This is a genomic window from Proteiniclasticum aestuarii, assembly GCF_017368455.1.
GTDB classification, from domain to species: domain Bacteria; phylum Bacillota; class Clostridia; order Clostridiales; family Clostridiaceae; genus Proteiniclasticum; species Proteiniclasticum aestuarii.
On record NZ_JAFNJU010000005.1, the window covers coordinates 170,401 to 192,294 of the forward strand.

14 protein-coding genes are annotated in these 21,894 nt (G+C 47.3%); 9 read left to right on the plus strand and 5 right to left on the minus strand.

The genetic code is table 11. The features are described 5' to 3' along the window. Window positions 1–190: 190 nt before the first annotated feature. Window positions 191–1,015, minus strand: a complete 825-nt coding sequence (locus tag J3A84_RS08145) for a Cof-type HAD-IIB family hydrolase (RefSeq protein WP_207599515.1) — start codon at window positions 1,013–1,015, stop codon at window positions 191–193. A 296-nt stretch (window positions 1,016–1,311) separates the two neighbouring features. Between J3A84_RS08145 and spoVG the strand changes: the two genes are divergently transcribed. The 3 genes from spoVG (at window position 1,312) to J3A84_RS08160 (ending at window position 4,223) form a co-directional block, all read left to right on the plus strand. Beyond that, entirely contained in the window at window positions 1,312–1,611 is a 300-nt protein-coding gene (spoVG, locus tag J3A84_RS08150) for a septation regulator SpoVG (RefSeq protein WP_207599516.1), read from the plus strand. A gap of 269 nt (window positions 1,612–1,880) precedes the next feature. Continuing rightward, the gene (gene glmU, locus J3A84_RS08155; protein WP_207599517.1) at window positions 1,881–3,254 is read left to right on the plus strand and encodes a bifunctional UDP-N-acetylglucosamine diphosphorylase/glucosamine-1-phosphate N-acetyltransferase GlmU; all 1,374 of its coding nucleotides are present in this window, start codon (window positions 1,881–1,883) and stop codon (window positions 3,252–3,254) included. A 12-nt stretch (window positions 3,255–3,266) separates the two neighbouring features. Next, window positions 3,267–4,223: a ribose-phosphate diphosphokinase gene (locus J3A84_RS08160; protein ID WP_207599518.1), complete on the plus strand. Its 957-nt coding sequence runs from the start codon at window positions 3,267–3,269 to the stop codon at window positions 4,221–4,223. 115 nt (window positions 4,224–4,338) lie between these two features. On the opposite strand, the gene J3A84_RS08165 is transcribed toward J3A84_RS08160, so the two are convergent. The 3 genes from J3A84_RS08165 to J3A84_RS08175 are packed head-to-tail and all read right to left on the minus strand — an operon-like array spanning window position 4,339 to window position 7,569. Continuing rightward, window positions 4,339–5,502, minus strand: coding sequence for an ABC transporter permease (locus tag J3A84_RS08165; RefSeq protein ID WP_207599519.1), 1,164 nt, complete (start codon window positions 5,500–5,502; stop codon window positions 4,339–4,341). Then, window positions 5,489–6,625, minus strand: coding sequence for an ABC transporter permease (locus tag J3A84_RS08170; protein WP_207599520.1), 1,137 nt, complete (start codon window positions 6,623–6,625; stop codon window positions 5,489–5,491). Before J3A84_RS08170 ends, J3A84_RS08165 begins: the two co-directional genes overlap by 14 nt. An 11-nt stretch (window positions 6,626–6,636) precedes the next feature. Continuing rightward, window positions 6,637–7,569, minus strand: coding sequence for an ABC transporter ATP-binding protein (locus tag J3A84_RS08175; protein ID WP_207599521.1), 933 nt, complete (start codon window positions 7,567–7,569; stop codon window positions 6,637–6,639). Between the two features lie 339 nt (window positions 7,570–7,908). On the opposite strand from J3A84_RS08175, the gene J3A84_RS08180 reads away from it, so the two are divergent. The 6 genes from J3A84_RS08180 (at window position 7,909) to J3A84_RS08205 (ending at window position 16,676) form a co-directional block, all read left to right on the plus strand. Then, window positions 7,909–8,595 (plus strand): response regulator transcription factor, encoded by a 687-nt coding sequence (locus J3A84_RS08180; RefSeq protein ID WP_207599522.1) that lies wholly within the window; start codon window positions 7,909–7,911, stop codon window positions 8,593–8,595. A 15-nt stretch (window positions 8,596–8,610) separates the two neighbouring features. After that, window positions 8,611–10,020: a sensor histidine kinase gene (locus tag J3A84_RS08185; protein WP_207599523.1), complete on the plus strand. Its 1,410-nt coding sequence runs from the start codon at window positions 8,611–8,613 to the stop codon at window positions 10,018–10,020. 9 nt (window positions 10,021–10,029) lie between these two features. Beyond that, window positions 10,030–11,241: a S1C family serine protease gene (locus J3A84_RS08190; protein WP_207599524.1), complete on the plus strand. Its 1,212-nt coding sequence runs from the start codon at window positions 10,030–10,032 to the stop codon at window positions 11,239–11,241. 205 nt (window positions 11,242–11,446) lie between these two features. Next, complete coding sequence (gene pth, locus J3A84_RS08195; RefSeq protein WP_207599525.1) at window positions 11,447–12,013, plus strand: aminoacyl-tRNA hydrolase; 567 nt, start codon at window positions 11,447–11,449, stop codon at window positions 12,011–12,013. A 9-nt stretch (window positions 12,014–12,022) separates the two neighbouring features. Continuing rightward, window positions 12,023–15,559 carry a transcription-repair coupling factor gene (gene mfd / locus J3A84_RS08200; RefSeq protein ID WP_207599526.1) on the plus strand — a complete coding sequence of 1,179 codons (3,537 nt, stop codon included), beginning with the start codon at window positions 12,023–12,025 and terminating at the stop codon, window positions 15,557–15,559. Window positions 15,560–15,656: 97 nt separating this feature from the next. After that, window positions 15,657–16,676, plus strand: coding sequence for a peptidyl-prolyl cis-trans isomerase (locus J3A84_RS08205; protein WP_207599527.1), 1,020 nt, complete (start codon window positions 15,657–15,659; stop codon window positions 16,674–16,676). 147 nt (window positions 16,677–16,823) lie between these two features. On the opposite strand, the gene J3A84_RS08210 is transcribed toward J3A84_RS08205, so the two are convergent. Continuing rightward, entirely contained in the window at window positions 16,824–21,401 is a 4,578-nt protein-coding gene (locus J3A84_RS08210) for a Cna B-type domain-containing protein (protein WP_207599528.1), read from the minus strand. Between the last annotated feature and the right edge of the window lie 493 nt (window positions 21,402–21,894).

Genomic DNA, 21,894 nt, shown 5'->3' on the forward strand with positions numbered 1-21,894 from the left:
TGAGCTTTTCATATTGCAGGATCAGATAAAGAATAAGTGAAAAAAGAAGCCATAGACGGGCTATGGCTTCTGGGATACCGATTCATGCGATGAACAGCATTCTTTCTCTACATACAGAAGATGTGGAGAAAAAGGAACTTTCTGGTTTTATAGAAACAGCAGATAAAAGTGCAGGGAGTCTCCTTTCCTCTTAGAGGCAGAACCTGCGGATGGCTTTGGCGACACCAGCCTCGTTGTTGGTTTCCGAGATGAAATCAGCAGCTTCCTTCACTTCATCGGATGCGTTGCCCATGGCGACGCCAAGACCGGCAAAGCGGATCATGGAAAGGTCGTTTTCCGCATCTCCGATGGCCATGACCTCTTCCCGGGTGATGCAGAGCTTCTTCATGAGGGCGAGAATGCCTTTCTCCTTACCCACATCTTTACGGAAGATCTCCAGGTTGTCCACGGAGGAGGAGGCGACGCCCAGTCTGGGATGGTCTCTGAATTCTTCTCTGAGCTTTCTGAGATCCTCGTGCCGTCCTCTGGAGAAGACGATGGCCTTCAGAAACTGGTCTTTTCTGTCCAGAAATTCGTTTTCCAGGTCTTCCGTGACCACGATATCGATTTTCATATCCGCCGGCAGCTTTTCGTTGGCGGCAAGATACCCGTTTCCGTCTCCCAGGTCTCCTTTGCATACAAGGGCATTCCAGGTATTGTAATGAGCGAAGAAGCTGTACTTCTCGATTTTCTCTTTCATGAACAGGGTATCCTCATAGGAAAGTCTCTGATGATTGAGGATTTCATTCTGGTACTTCACGAAAGCTCCGTTGGAAGCGATGGTGATGGTATCGGTGCCCAGCATACCGCCATAAAGGTGTCCATAATGATACATTCTGCCCGTGGTGATGGCCACGTGGATTCCTTTGCGGCTTGCTTCCTGTATGGCTTCTTTGTTCTCTTCGGGGATGATTTTCTGATCGTTGTAGAGGGTTCCATCCACATCGATGCAGATCAGCTTATATGTTTTTTTCATGCATCTCGCTCCTGTTTCCTTTTCTTCCAGTATACATCATCATCATCTAGAGATAGACTACTAACTGAATATACTAAAGATTGTTATAACTGTCGCAATAAATAGCAACAGAAATAACGATATTGATAATATGGGACCGTATTTTACAGAATGTTTCTTATAATTAAAGAAATTTTCTGATTTTGATTGATAATGTAATCCGTTACAGTTTATAATTTAATTGTAATCCTTAAATTCTGAATTTTCAAAATGAATTTGAAGGACATTCAAGCATTAGACAAATGAAGGAGGTTTACATGAACATTACAGACGTAAGAATCAGAAAAATTGCAACAGACGGGAAAATGAAGGCCATTGTTTCTGTCACCTTTGATAATGAATTCGTCGTTCATGACATCAAAGTGATCGAAGGACAGAATGGCTTATTCATTGCCATGCCGTCAAGGAAAACTCCGGATGGAGAGTTTAAGGATATTGCGCATCCGATCAACACCCAGACAAGAGAGAATCTGCAGAACTCCATTCTATCAGAGTATGAAAAGGTCAGATTGGAAGAAGAGGAGTCCATTGTCCACGAACCTATAGCGGTAGATTAAGGTGAGAAAAATAACCTGCGTTTGTGCGGGTTATTTTTTCGTTCCGTTGATAGATTCAAAAAGAACGGGTACAAATACCGCTCTTTTGTCAGTGAATGAGGCCGATTTGATTTTTAAATGTATTTTACACGGGAGATAGTGCAATAACCGTTGCAATCGGTTGAAATAAAGAGGAACCTAATCTATAATTAAATGGAAAATCAAAGGCTTTTGATGCAGATGTGTCGAAAGCTCATTGTCATGTCGGTGAATAATAATTGAGGTGAAATATGGGTAAATATGCATTAATTCTCGCTGCAGGCGAAGGGAAGCGGATGAAATCCGCCACGTCCAAGGTCCTTCACAAGGTCTGCGGCAAGGAGATGGTCAATCACGTGATTGACATCATGAGGAAAGCTGGTTTTGACGATGTCAATGTCATTGTTGGGAAAGGCAAAGACCAGGTGATGGCAAAGACTGCAGACAGAGAAGTGAGCTTCTCCGTGCAGGAGGAACAGCTGGGTACAGGACATGCGGTATTATGCGCCAAGGATTTCCTGGCCGGAAAAGAAGGGACCGTGGCGATCTTCACAGGAGATGCACCGCTGATCCGTGAGGAAACCGTGAAGGAGATGCTGAAAAGTCACGAAGAAGGGGCCTACAGCGCCACGCTTCTGACCTCCATCATCGAAGATCCGTCAGGCTATGGCCGCGTGAAGAGAGACGGAAATGATGTGGAGAAGATCATCGAGCACAAGGACTGCACCAGCGAAGAGCTTCTTCTTCAGGAAATCAATGCCGGAATGTACATGTTTGATGTGCAGGAGCTCCTTCAGGCACTTAGCCTTCTGAAGAACGACAATGCCCAGGGAGAGTATTACCTGACAGATGTCATTGAAATCATGAGGGAGAAAAACCTCAAAATCGGTGCCAGTGTAACAGAATTTGATGAAACCAGAGGCGTCAATTCCAGAGCACAGCTTGCGGAAGCGGAAGCGATTCTCAGAAAGAGAATCAATCTTCGCCACATGGAAAACGGCGTCACGCTCATCGACCCCAATACCACCTACATCGGAGCGGATGTGGAAATCGGAAACGACACCATCATCTATCCGAACAATGTCATTGAAGGCAGCACGGTCATTGGAAGCGGAGTCACCTTATATCAGAACTCAAGGATCGTGGACTCCGTGATTCATGACGAAGTCAGCATAACATCCTCCGTGATCCTCTCCTCGCAGATCGGCAGAAAGACTACGGTAGGTCCTTTTGCCTACATCAGACCGGAATCGGTCATCGGTGAGGAAGTGAAGGTCGGAGACTTTGTGGAAATCAAGAAATCCTCCATCGGCAACGGAACGAAAATCTCGCATCTCACCTACATAGGAGATGCTGAAGTAGGGTCCAGAGTCAATTTCGGCTGCGGGACCGTAGTGGTCAACTACGACGGAAAAAGCAAGTTCAAAACCGTCGTTGAAGACAACGCGTTCATCGGATGCAACACGAATCTGGTGGCCCCAGTGACTGTTCATAAGGGCGCTTTCACGGCAGCAGGTTCCACCATAACCGATGATGTCCCGGAGGAAGGTCTGGGCATAGCACGTACGAAACAGGTCAACAAAGAAGGCTGGGTCAAGAAAAGAAAAGAAAGCGGTAAATATTAGGAGGATAATGTAATGATTAAGCAGTACAACAATTTCAAGGTTTTTGCGGGTAACTCGCATCCTGAACTTGCAAAACAGATTGCCGACATCCTGGGCGTTAAACTTGGCGACAACAAAGTGGGCACATTCTCAGACGGAGAAATATTCGTGGAAACCAACGAAACGGTAAGAGGATGCGACGTATTCATCGTCCAGTCCACCAACAATCCTGTGAATGACAACCTGATGGAGCTGCTCATCATGATTGATGCGTTCAAGAGAGCTTCAGCCGGTAGAATCAATGCGGTCATTCCATACTACGGGTATGCGAGACAGGATCGTAAAGTGAGATCAAGAGATCCCATCACGGCGAAACTGGTGGCGGATCTTCTGACCAAAGCGGGCGCTGACAGAGTGCTCACCATGGATCTTCATGCAGCACAGATTCAGGGGTATTTCAATATTCCGCTGGACCACCTTCTGGGGATGCCGATCATTGCAGACTACTTCATCAAAAAGGGATTCATGGAGAATTCCGATGTGGTTGTGGTTTCTCCTGACCTTGGTTCCGTCACAAGAACAAGAAAGCTTGCGGAAAGACTGCATGCCCCCATGGCCATCATCGACAAGAGAAGACCCAAGGCCAACGTTTCTGAGATCATGAACATCATCGGGGACATCAAGGGCAAGACCTGTATCCTCATCGACGATATGATTGACACCGCGGGAACCATCTCCAATGCAGCCAATGCGCTGATGGACCTTGGTGCAGTGGAAGTCTATGCGGCCTGTACCCATGGCGTGCTGTCAGGACCAGCCATTGACAGAATCAATAACAGTGCCATCAAGGAACTGGTCATGCTGGATACCATCGCACAGCCTAAGAGAGAAGATATGGATAAATTCACATGTCTGTCTGTAGCACCGCTCTTTGCGGAGGCCATCAGAAGAATCACAGAGGATGTTCCTCTATCCAAGCTTTTTGACTAGAATACACGTAGAATAGAAGAAGGTCTGCCGGATTTCACAATGAAGCCCGGCAGACCTTCTTTTTCAGTTCCTCTTCGTTCAGGAACAGGTCACAGATTCGCTATTCTGATGGGGATCAGTTTCGCCTGGCTCTACTTCCTGCCAGTGAAGAAAGGATGAAAAAGAGCAGTCCGAACCCGAAGACGATGAGCATGAAATTGAAAACAGACTGCGTCTTGGCCTCCTGAAGGGTTCCGATGGAAGCGATTCTGTTGTTGGCGGTGACATACCAGTAGGTGGGTGTCACTCTTGCCATGGACAGAACGCCGCTGCCCAGAAGCTCCTGTGGAACGAAAACACCACTGATGAAAGATGGTCCAAGAGATACCACATTGCTCACTGCGGAGATGGCATTTCTGCTTTTCAGAAGCGTTCCGATGAGAAAGCTCATTCCCATGGCAGTGAAAGCGAACACCACAGAATTTCCCATGTGCAGAAGGGTGCGCAGATCCAGGGTGCTTTGTGCATTCACGACGAAATAGGCTCCGTTTAAAACCACCCAGGTGAGGAGGGTGAACACACCAAGGGCCAGATACTTCTGCTGACTGATGTGCGCTCTCTTCAGTGGGGACACCTCGGTTCGCTCATAGAGATCCTTGTCTTTCCAGACCAGCATGATCAGGCTGGTGCCCAGGACCAGAATAGAGACCAGAGAATAGGACATGTAGTTGAAATAGAATTTCGCATATCCGTCTTCTTTCTGCTGGTTCTGACTCTTCACCTCTACCGGCGTTCTCTCTCTGAGGGCGGAGACGCTCTCTTCCACCAGGGCTTCTTCAGTGAGGGTCTCATCTGCCGCCAGGTACAGCGCTGCTGTTTGGAAGAAGCTGTTCACAGCCAGATCCGTGTAGGTGTTTCCTGCGCTGCCGGGGATGGTCTCAATTTCGAGCATCACTTCCTCCTGACCCATGAATTTCTCCGTGAAACCCTCAGGGATACGGATCACATAGGTGACGACTCGGAAATAGAGCGCATCGCTGATGGTGTCCTCCTCGTCTTTCAGTTCTTTGATTTCGGCGGTTTCACGGAGGTTTTCGATGAATCCGTTCACAAGAGGGGTATCTTCCTCGGCGAATACCGCCACAGGTGTCTTCACGGTTTCAAAGGAAGTGTATTCTTCCTCCTGCCGGCTTCCCTGGGAGGCGAACAGGAGAGAGAGTCCGAGAAAGATGCCGAGATAAATGAGAATGCTGGGATAATTTCTTTTCAGAACCTTCATGCTCACCTTAAATACTTGCATATTTTCGCCTCCTTAAGACCATGTAGGTGCCTAGACTGAACACGATAGTCATAACAAGAAGGATGAGGATGTTCATGACGTAACGGCCCAGATCTTCAAAGTAATACAGGGAGTAGAAGGAGTCCGTGATGAGATTGACGGGGTTTATATAGGCAAGAATCGGTGCCTTGTCATAGACGATGTATTTCATCTGGGCATACATCATGCCTGCCAGAAAGGACCCTGTCATGCTCACGGTGATGATGATGGCCACTTTGAGATTCTCTCCCTTTTTCACCAGAGAACTTACAAATGCACCGAATGAGATGCCCGTCATGGTGCCTACAAAGGTGGTGAGCACCAGGAGAAGCACGCGGTCTCCGAACTCGATGCCGAGAACGAATCTCAGAAACAGCAGAAGGATACTCATATTGACCATGAGGACCACATAGGAGGCGGTGGAGCTTGCAAGGAAGTCCTTCAGCTTATGAACAGGAGCCACGTTGATTCTGGCGGCTCTGTCGGAGATGTTGGCCTGGATGTCCGTCACTTCGTCCGCGCCGAAAAAGGCCCCATACATGCAGGCCATGGCGATAAGGGAATAGAAGTAGTTCAGGACCTGGCTGGGCGGTGCTGTCGTCTTCTCCTTTTCCCGTGTGAAGTCTCTTTCCTCTTCCATGGCGGAAAAGACTGCCTCAAGAGCGGCCGGGTCCTGAGCAGTGACATCTTCAACGACGGCAAACCTCTGGTTGACGTTGTCCAGAAAAAGTCTCAGGATATTCTGGGAAAAGCCCGATGATTTCACATGGAGACGGATGGGGTTTTCAGCGGTGATATAGCCTCTGATCTTCCCTTCCTCCAGAAGCGCCTTCGCCTCGTCAAGAGGGACCTCGCTGAGTATGAGAAGGGGGTCTTCCCCCTCTGAAACTTCCTTCAGCACATCTTTCAGGAAGGGGTGATGCGCATAGGAATCATCCGTCACTACTGCTGCGGGAATGGGATCAAAGCCTTCGCTGGAATCCAGATTCTGGAAAGCCAGATTGAAGAAGATGGAGAGAATGATGGGAAAGGCCAGGGTCCAGAATATCATCTCCTTCGTTCTCAGGAGTTTCTTCAGACGGTATTTGAATAGATGTCCAAACATTTCATTTCACCTCAGTCCCGAAGCTCTTTGCCGGTGATTTCCAGAAATACGTCGTTCAAGGTAGGCATTTCCGAATAGATGTTGGTGTAGCGGATGTCCTGATCTTTGAGAAAGGCCAGGGTCTTCTCCAGAATGCCGTTTTCCTCATCTGATTTCAGATGGACGGTATGCCCGCTCTGCTCGACGCTGTGCACACCAGGCAGATTTTTCAGAAGTTCGATCTGCACGGCGGTGATCTCTTCCGCTTCAAAGGAGACTTTCTTTCCCAGGTGAATCATGGACTTCAGTTCCTCCCTTGTTCCTGTGGCGATGGCTTTCCCTTTGTCGATGATCATGATTCTGGAGCAGAGAGTTTCCACTTCCTCCATGTAGTGGGAAGTGTAGACAATGGTGGAGCCCTTTCTGTTGAGCTCCAGTATGCCTTCCAGGATCCTGTTTCTGCTTTGCGGATCCACCGCCACGGTGGGTTCATCCAAGAAAATCAGTTTCGGTTTGTGGGCGATGCCGCAGGCGATGTTCAGTCTGCGAAGCAGTCCCCCCGAGAGCTTCTTCGGAATGAACTTCCTGAATTCATCCAGGCCTGTGAAGGTGATGGCTTCATTTACAAGGTCCTTCCGCTCCTTCCTGTCCGGTACATAGAGACCGCAGAAATAGTCGACGTTCTCTTCAACGGTGAGCTCGGGAAAGACGGCCACATTCTGCATGACCACTCCGATGTCCTTTTTCAGATCATAGGATTCGGGCGTCATTTCCTGCCCGAAGATGCGGATGCTTCCCGCATCATAATGAAGCAGTGAAAGCATGCAGTTGATGGCGGTGGTCTTCCCGGAACCGTTGGGTCCCAGAAGACCGAAGACTTCTCCTTCTTCAATGGCGAGATTCAGATTGTCCAGGGCAAGCAGCTTCCCATAACTTTTCTTCAGATTTTCCACTTCGATGATCATATTGATTTTCCCCTTCCTGCTGTTAGGATTTTCACGTATATTATAGACTAAATAATCTGAATATGGGTTAAAATCAGATTAATTATTAGAAGATATCCAGAAGTGGATACATGATTATAATATGCATACTGATTGAAAACGCCAGTACAGAGATGAGCGGAAACTTGATTTTTTAAATTTTAACAGATTATAATAAGTACAATCTATTAACAATTGCCCCGTTGCATGAATTAATTGTGAAGTATATGATTTTAGTCTGAAAATCATATATCATGAAAGTAAGTAATGTTCATGAATCGTCATGAACAGGAATATCCAAAAAAGAGAGGGGATTAAAAAATGGAAGGTAAAATAGGAAAAATTCTGATTGTCGATGACGATGAGAACATAAGTGAAGTGCTGAAGATGTATCTGCAGAGCTCAGGCTATGACATCAAGGTGGCAGGTGATGGCAAGGTTGCTCAGGAAGTATTTGTGGACTATAAGCCGGACCTTGTGCTTCTGGATATCATGCTGCCTTATATCGATGGAGTGGATGTGCTGAAGTGGATCAGAAAAGACTATGAAACACCGGTCATCATGCTCACAGCCAAAGGTGACACCTTTGACAAGGTGCTGGGACTGGAACTGGGCGCAGATGACTATATGGTGAAACCTTTTGAGCCGAAAGAAGTGGTGGCCCGTGTCAAGGCTGTCATGAGAAGGTTCAATACCGACGGCGGCGGCAAGGAAGTGCTGAACTTCCCTGAGCTGAACGTGGATGTGAATTCCTACAATGTGGTCTACAAGGGACAGGATGTGAAGATGCCGCCGAAGGAATTCGAACTTCTTTATCATCTGGCCTCCAACAAGAACAGGGTGTTCACAAGAGAACAGCTGCTCTGCGAGGTCTGGGGCTACGACTATCCTGGAGACTCCAGAACCGTGGATGTGCACATCAAGAGACTCAGAGAAAAACTTCATGGCGGTCCCAACTGGCAGCTGGAAACTGTGTGGGGCGTAGGATACAAGTTTGAAGTCAAATAAGAAGGGGTTAGGAACATGAAAAACAGTTCTCTAGTTACAAAACTGGTAGCCACCTTCGCACTGGTGGTCACCATTGGTTATGTATTGATAGCTGTTGTTCTTTCCATGTGGTTCCAAAGTTATTTTCTGGAAAAAAACAGAGAGGATCTGGAGGAGACGACAGCGCTGGCCTCCCCCAGTGTTCCTTTGTATCTGAATAAGGAAATTGATGATACGGAGCTGCTTCGTAACCTGTCTCTGATCAAAGGGGTTGAAAAAGGGGATATTCTTCTGGTGGATGCCTCGGGATATATTTTCTTTGTGACCAACGAGGCTTATGACAGCCTTGTTTTCACGAGGTTCAACTTTCCGGACAGAGACCGGCTGGTAGAGGGCAATTCCATTGAAATCAATGGGGAAATAAATCCCATAACCAATGAGGAGATGTCATTATTCATAAAACCGGTGCGATCGGGCATGAGCTATCAGGGCGCCATTGTTGTCTATACGCCGCTGGAGACCATCAGGGAACCGCTGAATGACATCTATGTGAGAATATGGACCATCACGGCCACGGCGGTGCTTCTTTCTGTGATTCTCATCTACTACATCGCACAGAGGATGCTCTTCAAGCCCCTGGCGGAGCTGAATACCATCGCCAGGAAAATCTCCAAAGGTGAAGTCACCCAGAGAGTGCTGGTCACATCCACCGATGAGATCGGACAGCTTTCCGAGTCCTTCAACAGCATGGCGGAGTCCCTGGAACAGACAGACAAGAACAGGCGAGACTTTTTGTCCAACATCTCCCATGAACTGCGATCACCCATCACCTCCATGAGAGGATTCATTGCGGGCATTCTGGATGGAATCATTCCCATGGACAAGGAGAAATATTATCTGAAGATCGTCTATGATGAAATACAGAGACTCACAAGACTGGTCAACGATCTTCTGGATCTCTCCGCCATGGAATCGGGAAAGTTTTCTTTCAAGCTCACGGAGCTGGATATCAATGAAATCGTGAAAGTCTGCATCAGAAGATTCGAGACGAAGATCGACGATAAGGGCCTGAAGGTGAATGTGACCCTGGAAGGGGACCATCTTTATGCGGCAGGAGATCGCGACAGACTGATTCAGGTCATCACGAATCTGGTGGATAATTCCATCAAGCACTGCCCGGACAACGGCAACATCAGAATTCAGACCAAGAGCAAAGGCAAGAAAGTCCATGTCAGTGTCTATAATGATGGTACACCGATCCCTGAGGGAGATATGAAGTACATCTGGGACAGATTCTACAAGGGTGATAAATCGAGAACCAACAAAGTATCCACAGGTCTGGGACTGCCTATTGTCAGAAACATCATCACGCAGTTCGGTGAAGATATCTGGGTGGAAAACAAAGGCCAGGGTGTCCTGTTCACCTTCACGCTGAGCATGACCTAGGAGTGTAATATGGAAGAGAATAAGAATCGTGACAAGGAAAATAGTGTAGAGCAGGATGTTCTGAAAGAGCAGACAAGAACAGGAGAAATCAAATACAGGCAGGACCAGAGATCAAGAATCAGAGGCGGAGTCCTCCAGTTCATATCCTTATCGGTCTTGGTGGTACTGATTTCTTTTCTGACGGCCACTTTCGTGGCGAGAAGAATCCATTCGGACGCCTTCGTCATAGACGATAACAGCGATTTCGCCCAGGTGCTGAGAAAGTCTCTGGATAATTTCGAAAGCTCCTTCTATGACAGAACGAAGATCAGAGAGGTCTATGCGGATCTCTCCACTTCTCTTGTAGGTGTCACAAACAACCCGGAGCTTTTTTATGAAGATGCCTATGACAATGTCTATACTGGGGTCGTCATGAACGTGCAGGGATATATTCTTGTGCCTTATGGTGCAGTGGAAAATGCGGAAGAAATGATCTACGTCAGAACGGACAGAGACAACGACAGAATTTATCAGGCGGAGCTCATCGGGCGGGATGCGACCATCGGTGTAGCGCTGATTCGTGTGGAGAACATCGGTCTCAGACCTCCGAACTTCTCTGATTCCACCACCGTGCGTACTGCCCAGAGCGTCATCGCCATGGGCAATCCCTTCGGAGAAAGCGAACGCGGTACAGTGACCTTCGGTGTCATCTCCACGGTGAACAAAGCCTTTCACACCACCACCTATGATGAGCGGGAAGTGAAGGTCTATGCAATCGAAACCGACGCCATCCTCAATCATGGAAACAACGGCGGGGTCCTTGTGAACATGGAAGGTGAAGTGGTGGGCATCAATAGCCTGAGACTGACGGAAGGGCTTCAGAGCGGCCTTGGCGCTGCCATAACATCCAATGAGGCAAGAAGCATCACCCGATCCTTCATCAACACAGGAGAAGAGCTGCTGCCGTTCATCGGTGTCTTCGGGGATGTGATCACGGATATTCCGGAGATCGGAACAGGCTTCTATGTGCAGAGAATCGCGCCGGAGGGAACAGCGGACCGAGCAGGACTGCGGCCCACGGATATCATTCTCAGCATCGACGGGAATCCCATCGAGACAGCTACCACGTTGGATGAGTACATCAAGAACAAAAAAGTGGGCGACATCGTGAAGATCCGTTATCAGAGAGTGAATGAGATCATTGAAGTGGATGCCACGCTCTACGGCACCGCAGTAGACTAAATAAAGTATGAGGAAGGGGCTTGTAACAGTCCCTTCTTTTGATGTAAACTATGAGGCTAAAGGGAAATAAAAGGCTGCTCCTGTGTAAAACATTCAAAATGGAAGCCGCACTTAGCAAAAACCCGTAAAGATAGTATAATAAGAAAAACAGGGAATCACGCTCGAAGAGAAGATTCCTCGTATTTTCACGTTCAGGAGGTTAAACATGTATCTAATAGCAGGACTTGGCAATCCAGGAAAAGATTACGAACATACAAGACACAACGCAGGATTTATGGTCCTGGACAGGCTTGCGGACAAGCTTGGCATACAGTTTGACAGAAATAAATTCAAAGGTAAAGTGGCGGAAGGAAGGATCGGCAGCGAGAAGGTGGTACTTCTGAAACCCCAGACATACATGAACCTATCGGGAGAAAGCATCAGAGAAGCAGCAGACTTCTACAAGCTACTGCCGGAAGAAGTGCTTGTGGTCTTTGATGATGTGAGCCTGGAAGTGGGCAAGATCCGGATCAGAAAAAAAGGCAGCGCCGGAGGACATAACGGCATCAAGTCCACCATCCTCCATCTGACGACGGAAAACTTCCCGAGGGTCAAAGTAGGCGTGGGTGCGCCGAAGCAGGATATGGTGAAGCATGTGCTTGGAAAGTTCACGGAAGAAGAAGTACAGAGGATGGACCAGAGTCTCTCTGCGTCCAGGGATGCCGTCATCGCCATTCTGGAGAACGGAATTGACTCAGCCATCAGTGAATACAACGGATTTATAGCGGAGTAGGTGAAATAGATGAGACTGGAAGGATTAAGACAGGAGCTCTACAAGGACAAGACCTTCAAAGAGCTCCGCAATGGAATAAAAGACAGGAAATATCCCGTAGGCGTGTATGGGGTTTCGGAGTCGGCGAAGGCTTTCCTCATTTCTGCACTCTTCGGAAAGGAAAAGGAAAGCCTGTTTGTGTTTGCCTCAAAAGACATGGATGCCAAAAACCTTTATGAAGATCTGCTGCTTTATGAGAGCGAGGTCTATTACTTTCCTGCGAAGGAAGCGGTTTTCTATAACATAGATGCCATTTCCGGAGACCTTAGGTGGGAAAGACTGAAGGTCATGAAGGAGCTCATGAATGGAAAGAAGAAGATCATCGTGACCACCATTGAAGCTCTGGCGTCCACCTATGCGCCTTTTGACTATTTCAGGGAGTATTTCTTCACCATAGAGAAGGACATGGAGATCGATCTCAAGGATCTGGCGCAGAAACTCACAAGCTCCGGGTACTTCCGAGCGGAACTGGTGGAGGGGAAAGGGGAATTCGCCTTAAGAGGAGGGATTCTCGACGTGTTTCCGCCGGATGGCCAGCTTCCCTATAGAATCGAGCTCTTCGGGGACGAGATCGATTCCATACGAACTTTCAATGCGGAAACCCAGAGAAGTATTGAGCAGGTGGATTCCTTTGAAATCTTCCCTGCCAAGGAAATTATTCTGGATGAGCAGCGCATGAGAAAAGGGGCGGAAGCCATACAAAGTGAGCTGGATTCCATTATTCGAAACAAGGCGAAGCGTAAAGGTTATGAGAAGGAAGCCCTGGAGAAACTGAAAAGCCATACGGCTTCGAATCTGGAGTACCTGAAGGAAGGCATGTTCTTTGACAATGTGGATGCCTTTCTTCCCTATTTCTTCGACCAGCCTTCCACGTTCTTCGATTTCATCGGAAAAGGAAAGATCATCATAGATGATACTGCCAATTCCCTAGGAAAACTGGAGTCCACCTATATGGAATTCAGGGAGGATTATGAGGCGTTCCTTGCACGTGGTGAGATTATGCCTACCCAGGGGGATATCCTCATCGACAAGGATTTTCTCATCGACACCCTGAGAGACGGAGAGGTCATCACCCTCAATCAGTTCCAGAAGACGGAGCGTTTTCTTCCACCCAGAGCCCTCGTAAGCTTCAATCAGATGACCATCTACAACTATCAGGGTCAGCTGGATATGCTGATCGCAGACATCAAGGAAAAGAAGAAAAGAGGCTACACGGTGGTGATTCTTGCAGGAACCCGTCCCAGGGGAGAGCGGCTTGTGGATGTCCTCAGAGACAAGGGAATCGAATCCGTCTATAAGGATACTTTAAGCACGCTGGATTATGCTAATGTAGTCATAACCTTTGGAAATCAGCTGAGAGGGTTCGAGTTTCCGGACCTGAAGCTTGCGCTTATTTCAGACAAGGAAGTCTTTGGAGAAGCCAAAAGGAAGAAGAAGAAAAAGATCAACAAGGGCAAAGGTCTTGCTAAGATCAACAGCTTCACGGAGCTGAAGAAAGGCGATTACGTCGTTCATGTGAATCACGGAATCGGTGTATTTCTTGGCATCAGACAGCTGGAAGCCCAGGGGCTCATAAGAGACTATCTTGAAATCCAGTATGACCGAAACGATAAACTGTTCATACCGGTGGAACAGCTGGATATGGTCCAGCGCTATATCGGGACAGAAGGCAAAGACCCCAAGATCAATAAGCTCGGGGGTCAGGAGTGGAGCAAAGCCAAGGCGAAAGTCAAGCGCTCTGTGGATGAGATCGCGGAGGATCTGGTGAAGCTCTATGCGGAAAGAGAAAAGGTCCGTGGATATCAGTTCAGTGACGATACAGAGTGGCAGAAACAGTTTGAGGACGAGTTTGCCTATGAAGAAACAGAGGATCAGCTGAAATCCGCTGAAGAGATCAAGAAGGACATGGAAGAAGCCAAGGTCATGGACAGACTGCTCTGCGGAGATGTGGGATACGGAAAGACGGAAGTGGCCATGAGAGCGGCATTCAAGGCCGTGATGGATTCCAAGCAGGTGGCTGTTCTTGTACCCACCACCATCCTTGCCGAGCAGCACTATCATTCCTTCCGCAAGAGATTCAAGGGATACCCCATGAAAGTGGATATGATCTCCAGATTCAGAAATCCCAAGGAGCAGAAGGAGACCCTGCGAAAGCTCAAGGAAGGCAATGTGGACATCCTCATCGGAACCCATAAGATTCTATCCAAGAGTGTTCAGTGGAAGGACCTGGGTCTGCTCATCGTGGATGAGGAGCAGAGATTCGGGGTTGCCCATAAGGAGAAACTGAAAAGCGCCAAGAAGAACGTGGATGTGCTTACGCTCTCGGCGACGCCGATTCCGCGAACCCTCCATATGTCCTTATCGGGTATACGAGATATTTCCCTTATTGAGACGCCTCCTGATGAAAGATATCCCATCCAGACCTATGTGGTGGAATTCAACGAGCAGCTGGTAAGAGATGCCATCCTCAGGGAGAAGGCGCGAAATGGACAGGTGTACTTTGTGCATAACAGAGTGGATGATATCCATGTGGTGCACAGCTACCTTTCCAAACTGGTGCCGGAAGTGGTGTTTGATGTGGCCCATGGTCAGATGAATGAAAGAGAGCTGGAAAATGCCATGAAGAACTTCATGGAGAACATGACGGACGTTCTCATCTGCACCACCATCATCGAAACAGGCATGGACATCCAGAACGTCAATACCATCATCGTGGACAATGCCGACAAGCTGGGACTGTCACAGCTCTACCAGTTGAGAGGCAGAGTGGGCAGAACCAACAGAATCGCCTATGCGTATCTGACCTACAAGAAGGACAAGGTGCTCACTGAAGTGGCTGAAAAGCGGCTTCGTGCACTGAAAGACTTCACAGAGCTTGGTTCGGGATTCAAGATCGCCATGCGGGATCTTGAAATCCGAGGCGCGGGAAATCTCATGGGTAAAGCGCAGCATGGGCAGATGTCTGTGGTAGGGTATGACCTCTATGTGAAGATGCTTGATACAGCCATCAAGATGATCACGGGAGAAATCATGGAAGAGAAGGTGGACACCACCATCGACATGAAGATCGATGCGTATATTCCGTCTTCCTATATTGCGGAAGAAGCCCATAAGATTGAAGTCTACAAGAGAATCGCCTCCATGGAGAGCGAAGAGGACTATGAGGACATCAAGGAAGAGCTTCTGGACCGTTTCAGTGATATACCGGACTCCTTGTACAATCTCATGGACATCGCAAGACTGAAGTTCTATGCGAACCGTGCCGGCGTGCTGGAGATTAGAGACCGCGGCAGGGATATCCTGATCACCTTCGCCTCTTCCGAGAAACTGACACCGGAGAAGGTGGATGTATTCCTGAAGAAGTATGCAGCAAGAACAGAGTTCCAGAGAAAGGAACCTGCTGTGGCATTCAAAATCACAGAAAAGGAAAAATACCAGACCATGGATGCTTTGACCAGGCTCATGAAGGAGCTCATAGAAGCGGACGCAGTTGCAAAAGAGGCCTAAAGCCTATATAATATTAAAATGTGTCAACGAAATGTAACATAAAGAGTTTATAATGAATAAGTCAGAAAAAGTAGATGAAAAAAGAGAGGGAATCAACTTGATTAGTTTAAAGAAAAAAGTGCTCACAACCCTATCTGTATCTGTATTAGCCATCGCGCTTGCAGGATGCGGACTGGTGGAAGAAACGCCAGAATCCATCGAAGGAACTGTCCTTGCTGAAGTAGGCGATGAAAAGATCACCCAGAAGGATGTCGATACAGAAGCGGTTTCCTATATGGACAGCCTGAAGGTCACCTACGGTGAAGATATTCTGGAGCAGGAAGAAGGAAAAGAGGTCGTCAAGCAGCTGAAGGTGGATATCCTGAACAGCCTCGTGGAGATGAAGATCATCGACAAGAAGGTGGAGGAATCCGGCATGGAAACGGATACCGAAGAAATCACCAAAGCCATCGAGGAAAGAATCGAGCAGGTGAAGCAGGCGTACAAGGCGGAAGAAGGCGCTTATGAGAAGGCTCTGGAAGATGCAGGTTTCACAGAAGAGACCTACTATGAGTTCGTGAAGGAAGATGTCATCAGACAGAACTACTATGTGAAGCTCATGGAAGATGTGACTGTGACAGAAGATGACGTCAAGGCTTACTACGAAGAGAACAAGGAAGCCTTCATGACACCACCTGGAGCAAACATCTATCACATCTACTTTGGAACAGATGATGCTGCCAAGGCGGAAGCGGAAGAAGTGCTGAAGATGATCAAGGAAGACGGAAAGGATTTCGCGGAAGCGGCGGAGGAATTCGGAAACGACATGTCTGCGGAAGCGGGCGGACTTCTCGGATACTATGCTTACGACAATCAGGAGCTGTATGCTGATTTCATGGAACATGTGAAGGCGCTTGAAGAGAACGAGATTTCCGATGTGGTGAAGTCCTCAGCAGGATACCATATCATCAAGGTGGATGGCGTTCAGAAGGAAGCTGTGCAGCAGTCTCTTGAAGAAGTGGAAGTATCCATCAACTCCAATCTTCAGACAGAAATGAAGAACGAGAAGTATGCTTCCTCCATGGAAGAGTGGAAAGAAGAATACAATGTGAAGATCTACGAAGACAGAATCAGATAACTAGAGAACTAAACAGACAGCCTGTCAGGGGATTTCCCCTGACAGGCTGTTTTTCGTATGACGGATATTTCGTGAGGCATTGGATCGACAGGAAAAGGAAAGGGACTGCCTGGGCAGTCCCTTTGAGCCTATTCAGTTTGATTTACACTAGATGGAAGTCTTTTTCTTCCTGAGTAGTGTGAATCCTGCCAGTGCAAGGATGGCGCCCATTCCGTACCAGAGGAAGCTTCCCTGTGCACCGGTCTTTGGTAGTGTTGGTTTTGGTTTAGGTAGTGGAAGTGGTTCCACTTCTTCGATTTCCAGTATGTTCACAACAGTGAGTTCTACGGTTTCTCCGTCTTCATCGATGATGACGATCTTTTCTTCATCGTCCATGATGTAGTCTTCTGGAGCGAAGATCTCTGTGATCGTATAGGTTCCAAGTGGTAATACGACTTCTGCGATACCATCTTCATCAGTGGAAACTGTGTCGATGAGCAGGCCTTCTGCATCTTCGATTTCGAAGATGACACCTTCAACGGCTTCGTCGAAATCATCGGTCTTCACGATACGCAGGGTACCTCTTAGCTGTCTGTTCATGATGTTGTAGCCTTCTACGGTAGGTTCGTATCCTGCAAGAGGATCCTCTTCTACAGTGTAGGTATATGGGATGCCGTCTTCGTCGAATTCTGGAAGATCTGTGAAGCTATAGAGCCATCTGCCTTCTTCGTTCTCTTCAACAACCATATCATCAATTTCCACTCCGTTCTGAAGCAGGTTGATGGTGATGGCTTCCGGTCTGTTCAGAAGGTCATCCCAGGTCTTCTCACCGTTCACGTTGGTGATGCCGGTTCTTGTGTTCTGAATGTCGTATCCTACGATGATGGTGTTATAGCCTTCCACTGGAAGTTCGTCGATCTCATAGAGATAAGCGATGCCTTCTTCGTCGAATTCTGGAAGGTCTGTGAAGCTGTATGTCCATGTTCCTTCCATTTCCGAGACGTCCATTCTGTCTAATTCTTCTCCGTTTCTCATAAGGATCACGGTGATGAATTCCGGTCTGTCTGCTTCATCTGCATCATACCAGGTCTTTACGCCTTCGATGTCGACGATGCCTGTTCTCAGGTTCGTGAAGGTGTAGCTGCCGTCTTCGTTCATGGTCATGGACCCTGTGTAGCCTTCCACTGCTTCTTCTTCCAGGATGTATTCGATGGGGTATCCCATCTCGTCAAATTCAGGAAGGTCTTCGAAGGTGCTTTTCCACATGTTGTCTTCGCTTAGCACCAGGGTCTCTACCAGTTCCAGATATACTGCTGATGGTGTGACAAGCTCGGTGTTCATATCCGTCAGTGGTGGGTTTGCAAACTGTCTGTACAGGTTGATGGTGACTTCTTCTATATCTCTTTCGCCGTTGTCCAGCCAGATCTTCTCCACTGGGATGTCGATTTCGCCGGTTCTCAGGTTATAGATGTCGAATCCGTCATAGGTTGTTTCATATCCAGGTACGGATACTTCGTTGATGCTGTATACATAAGCCATACCCTTGTCATCAAACTCTGGAAGTTCCTTGAAGCTGTATGCCCATAGACCTTCCACATCTGAGACGTCCATGCTCTTGTAGAACTCACCGTTCTGGAGAAGCTCTACTGTGATGGATTCAGGTCTCAGGTTGGTGCCTTCCTCATCCATCCAGAACTTGGTTCCGCTTACGCTTGTGATGCCTGTTCGAAGGTTTGTGATGGTAAAGCTTCCATCTTCGTTCTCCATGATGGAGGTGCTGTATCCTTCCACTGGGATTTCTTCCAGGGAGTACTCGATCAGGTAGCCGTTTTCATCAAATTCAGGCAGATCCATGAAAGTGTCTTTCCACTCATTGTCAGCACTGAGTTCCAGGGTATCCACCAGTACCAGTGCAATGGCGGATGGGGTGACGATTTCTACAGTCCTGTCCATTGGGGGCTGACTCATAACCTGTTTGTATAGATTAACAGTAATTTTATCTATGGTTCTTGTGCCGTTATCCAGCCAGATTTTTTCTACAGGTATGTCGATTTCGCCGGTTCTTGTGTTGATGATGGTGAATCCGTCTACGCTGCTTGTGTAGAAATCAACCGCTTTTTCCTTGATGGTGTAGCTGATCATCTTTCCGTTCTCATCATAGATCGGTTTGTCTTCAAATAGGTAGGTCCATCCGGTTTCCTTGGTGATTTGTGCGGTGTCGACGACTGTTTTGTTGGCGAGAAGACTTACTGTGATGCTCTCTGGTCTTGCGGAAGGATCATTTCCATCCAGCCATACCTTCTGAACCGGGATGTCTCTGTCGCCGGTTCTTGTGTTGGTGATGGTGAATCCATTCACTTTTCCGCTGTATCCGCTGATGCTGTCTTCTGTTACGCTGTAGGTGATTTTCTTTCCGTTCTCATCGAATTCCGGTACGTCCATGAAGGTGTACATCCATTCCATGGCTGCGGTGACCTCCATGCTGTCAACCTTCATGCCGTTGGCCAGCAGGTTGATGGTGATGAATTCAGGTCTTTCTTCAGGACCTTCATCCTTCCAGAGTTTTTCAACCGGAATATCAGTAAGGGCCGATCTTACGTTGGTGATGGTGAAGCCATTTACGCTTGAGGTGTATCCGGCGACGTCATCTTCTGTAATGGTATAGGCAATCATTTTACCCATTTCATCATACTTCTCAAGATCCTTGAAGGTGTATGTCCAGTTCATCGCTGCTGTGATGGCCATTTCATCCACTTCTTCACCATTGGCGAGAAGGTTGACCAGAATGCTTTGAGGTCTTTCACTGGTTACATCATCGTCTTTCCAGATCTTTTCCACGGATACTTCGGTCTTGCCTTTTCTCACATTGATCACTTCAAAGCCTTTGACGGTACTGCTGTAGCCTTCCACGGCTTTTTCTGTGATGGTGTAGGTGATGGCTTTTCCGTCTGCTGTGTATGCCGGTTTATCCTTGAAGGTATATGTCCAGCTTCCTTCAGCGTCGAGTTCTGCTGAATCCACCTGTTTTCCATCTGCATGCAGGTAGATGGTGATGGTTGATGGTCTGGCGTCTTGAGCGTTGTCATCGAGCCACGTTTTGGAAACCCTGACATCGGTGGTTCCAACCTTGGTGTTTGTGACCTTGTATCCTTCCACTACGCTCTTATAGCCTTCTACAGCATCTTCTTTGATGGTATAGGTGATGAGCTTTCCGTTCTCGTCATACTTCTCCATCTGAGAGAAGGTGTACTTCCAGTCCATGGCAGCTGTGATGCTCTTCTCAGCAACTTCATCGCCGTTGGCCAGAAGGTTGATGGTGACGGATTCGGGTCTTCCGTCAGGTCCGTCATCTTTCCAGAATTTCTCTACTGGAATGTCGACTTTACCGACTCGAAGATTAGTGATGGTCAGTCCGTCGATGGTAGGGGTATATCCCGTTACGGCATCTTCGGTTACGGTATACTTGATGAGCTTACCGTTCTCGTCATATTTATCCAGATCTTCAAAAGTGTGTTTCCAGCTCTTTGTGGAAGTGAGTTCAACAGAATCGATTTTCACTCCGTTGGCAAAGAGGTTGAAAGTGACCATGGAAGGTCTGCCGGATGGATCGTCTCCGTCTTTCCAGAGCTTCATGACATCCACGTCGGTCAATTCGGACCTGGTGTTGGTCACGGTGAGTCCGTCGATGGAGGTTTCGTATCCAGGGACAGGAGCTTCCTTCACGCTGTACTTGATGAGTGTGCCGTCAAGCTGGGTCTTTGGAAGACCCATGAATGTGTAATTCCAGTTCGGACTGTTTACTGTCTCCGTTCTTACTGGTTCTGTGTCATCATCAGCATATAAGTAGTAGGTCAATGTTGATGGTCTTGATGATGTGTCGTTGTCGTCTTTCCATACCTTCGTCACTTTGATGTCCGTCTTAGGTGGTGTATAAGTGTTCTTGATTGCTACTGAAAATACCTGAACACCATTGACTAGAGTTGGACCGGTTACGTTTACTTCGGATACATAGCCTTCTCCCAGGTCGACTTCCTTAGCGCTATAGGTATAGATTCTTCCTATATTATCTGTAAAGTCCAGATCGGAAATGGTCTTGGAGGGATTTGCGGTGGTCAGAGTGAATGGGCTTCCGACAGGTTTGTAGGTGCTGTCATCTGCATCCTTCAGTTTTCTGTAAAGCTGAATGGATACATCATCCATAGGGCCGTCTTTCCAGGTCTTAGTGACCTCGACCTTTGCCCGGGGGATATAGATCTTCAGTGTTCCGTAGATCCAGTGTCCCAGACCCTGCTCGGATTCGTAGGTGATCGCGTAACTGCCGCCGGTTACACCAAGCTTCAGAATTTCGCTTAACGGGAATTCAAAAACGCTCAGGTGAGCATCCTTGGTGTTACCCTGGGTTTCGTTGGGATAGTAGGTCTTATCTACAGTCACGGTATCGCCGGGTGGATATGCAGTAAAAGTGGTGGATCTGTAAGAGTTTCCGCCGTTTTCCAGAACGATGGCTTCTGCGTCATGGGTGCTTTCAACCATGAGGTATACAGTGGAACCATTGGTCCAGAATGCTTTGGCATAAGTATGGTCGTTGGTGGAAGTGCCTGTGATGTCTGCATCGAGAATGATATTATTCTGTACATCGTATGGATAGCTGTGATCCGCAGCATTGACTTTAATCGCACCAGGGAAAACCATAGCGAATGCAATGAAAAAACTTAATAGCGTCCGTAGAGTTTTGCCGACTTTCATTTCTTTCACCGTCCTTTGTTTTTGTGTGTCGAATTATGACAGGAATGAACTGTGATATGTCTGTTTATCGTATTTCACATGAGTCTTTGAGGATTCCTGCTGTTCACGCTGTCACCTTATACCCATATTCTACGTTATTCGACATAGCTTATCAATATAATTTGAATCTGAAAAGATAATTATTAATAATTAGTCGATAAATTTACGGTGAATTCACTGTAAACATAGGATTATTCACTGCAGGATTGTATATAACATGATTGAGATAATGATTATCCGAATAAATCTGGGATATTATTTAATATTTTATTAATTTTATGCGGTTTTCTGTATTATTTTTAATATCGGAGTAAAAAAAGGCGCATGATATAAATATTTTGTGAACTAAAAACGAGTTTCATTAAATAAAACTTGAAACAATCTTTCGAGTTTATGATAATTAATTGTCATTCTAAGTTTATTGCTATTTATATAATAGAAGTCAATTTCTATA

Bases quoted from the DNA above. Each gene is read 5' to 3' on its own strand.
- J3A84_RS08145 (WP_207599515.1), bottom strand. From the start codon at position 1,015: ATGAAAAAAACATATAAGCTGATCTGCATCGATGTGGATGGAACCCTC.
- spoVG (WP_207599516.1), top strand. From the start codon at position 1,312: ATGAACATTACAGACGTAAGAATCAGAAAAATTGCAACAGACGGGAAA.
- glmU (WP_207599517.1), top strand. From the start codon at position 1,881: ATGGGTAAATATGCATTAATTCTCGCTGCAGGCGAAGGGAAGCGGATG.
- J3A84_RS08160 (WP_207599518.1), top strand. From the start codon at position 3,267: ATGATTAAGCAGTACAACAATTTCAAGGTTTTTGCGGGTAACTCGCAT.
- J3A84_RS08165 (WP_207599519.1), bottom strand. From the start codon at position 5,502: ATGCAAGTATTTAAGGTGAGCATGAAGGTTCTGAAAAGAAATTATCCC.
- J3A84_RS08170 (WP_207599520.1), bottom strand. From the start codon at position 6,625: ATGTTTGGACATCTATTCAAATACCGTCTGAAGAAACTCCTGAGAACG.
- J3A84_RS08175 (WP_207599521.1), bottom strand. From the start codon at position 7,569: ATGATCATCGAAGTGGAAAATCTGAAGAAAAGTTATGGGAAGCTGCTT.
- J3A84_RS08180 (WP_207599522.1), top strand. From the start codon at position 7,909: ATGGAAGGTAAAATAGGAAAAATTCTGATTGTCGATGACGATGAGAAC.
- J3A84_RS08185 (WP_207599523.1), top strand. From the start codon at position 8,611: ATGAAAAACAGTTCTCTAGTTACAAAACTGGTAGCCACCTTCGCACTG.
- J3A84_RS08190 (WP_207599524.1), top strand. From the start codon at position 10,030: ATGGAAGAGAATAAGAATCGTGACAAGGAAAATAGTGTAGAGCAGGAT.
- pth (WP_207599525.1), top strand. From the start codon at position 11,447: ATGTATCTAATAGCAGGACTTGGCAATCCAGGAAAAGATTACGAACAT.
- mfd (WP_207599526.1), top strand. From the start codon at position 12,023: ATGAGACTGGAAGGATTAAGACAGGAGCTCTACAAGGACAAGACCTTC.
- J3A84_RS08210 (WP_207599528.1), bottom strand. From the start codon at position 21,401: ATGAAAGTCGGCAAAACTCTACGGACGCTATTAAGTTTTTTCATTGCA.